We start from the raw sequence: 1,484 nt of genomic DNA on the forward strand, positions 1-1,484 counted from the left end.
TGTAGGCTACTGCTGACGGAACAGCAGGTTCAAGCGTTCCATTCCAACTCGTGGAGCGGAACTTCAAACAATCATTTACGCGACTTCGTGTCGCACCCACGGAATGTCGCAATGATGAAGGGCAACGGCTCGTTTTTGCGCATTAACTCCTGTTCCTAACATAGATGTAGAGCCGAACAAGACACGTATCCGTCCTTCATTCATAGCTTCAATCATCGCTTTACGGGATTTTTCGGTCTTTGCCTCCTGAATAAACCGTATCTCATGCGCCGGAATACCGTGATCTTCCACCAACTTACGTTTGATCTCGCTATATGGATTCCATTCGTTGGGTTTATACGTTCCCAAATCACTGAAAACAAACTGTGTCCCTTTTTGTGCATCGTATTTATTATAGTATTCCGCAACCTTAGCGGCACAATGCGATGCTTTATTGTCCACATGGTCATCATAAGCAGGGCTAATCATTCGCATATCCAATGCCATTTTTCGGGCATAGTCGGTAGCAATCAGCATTTTGGCTTTCTCTTCGTTTTCGGAAAGTGGTGGTCTGCCTAAAATGGTAGCATCTCCGGTATTAGCAAATTGCATTAACTTACCGATAAAGGCCTCCTGCTGTGGTGTCGGCGGGATATTATGCAAAATCTCTTTTTTTTCGGGACGGTCGATGCCGATGTCTTTTGCCGTTCGAAAGTCGGTTATCTCATTGTAGAAAGCCGCCAACTCCGGAACTTTAATGAAGTAGCGGAATCTTTCTTTGGCAACAATCTGGTTGGTAACGGAAAATTCAAAATCGGTCGTTTTCTTGGCAAAGATAGCCGCCCAGGCATCGAAAGAACGGATTTCCTGCTTCTCCAATTCTTTTGGACGGAGATATTTGAATAATAAATATAATTCTGTTAGCGAATTAGAAATAGTTGTGCCGGAAAGGAATGTTGCACATAAGTCTTTATCTTTTCGCTCCTGCATGGTACGGAGTGCAAAAAGCATATTCATTGCCCGCTGGCTCCCTTCAGGGTTGCCCAATCCCGCCACCCGGTCATGTCTTGTCGTAAACATCAGGTTCTTGAACTGGTGGCTCTCGTCAACAAACAAATGGTCGATACCCATCAGTTTGTAATCAACAGTATCATCCGTCCTGTTCTTTATCTGCTCGGAAAGAGTTTCGAGTTTTACTTCCAGATTGTTTTTCCGCACTTCCAATCCCCTCCTCATACGTTTGGATGCGGCTTTGCCAGTCTGGTTTTCAAGTATGCAAAGATTCTCTTCCACGCTATCCAACTCTGTCTGGAATATTTCCTGTTGTATTTCGGGAGATTGCGGTATTTTTCCGAATTGGTCGTGTGTTAAGATTACACAATCCCATTTTTTATCAAAACGTTTTGATAACAACTGTTATCAAAATTTTTCTATTATCCCAACTTTTTATAAATTCACCTCATTTTCAACAGTATAATTATTAATAGTTTGGATAATGCTCTTTA

1 pseudogene is annotated in these 1,484 nt (G+C 42.6%); it reads right to left on the bottom strand.

The features are described from left to right. Window positions 1-75: 75 nt before the first annotated feature. A pseudogene (locus D0T85_RS21915) lies at window positions 76-1,365 on the bottom strand (DNA methylase); the annotation flags it as partial. Window positions 1,366-1,484: the final 119 nt, after the last annotated feature.

Origin of the sequence: Bacteroides sp. 519, assembly GCF_010500955.1 — a bacterium.
Taxonomy (GTDB): domain Bacteria; phylum Bacteroidota; class Bacteroidia; order Bacteroidales; family Bacteroidaceae; genus Bacteroides.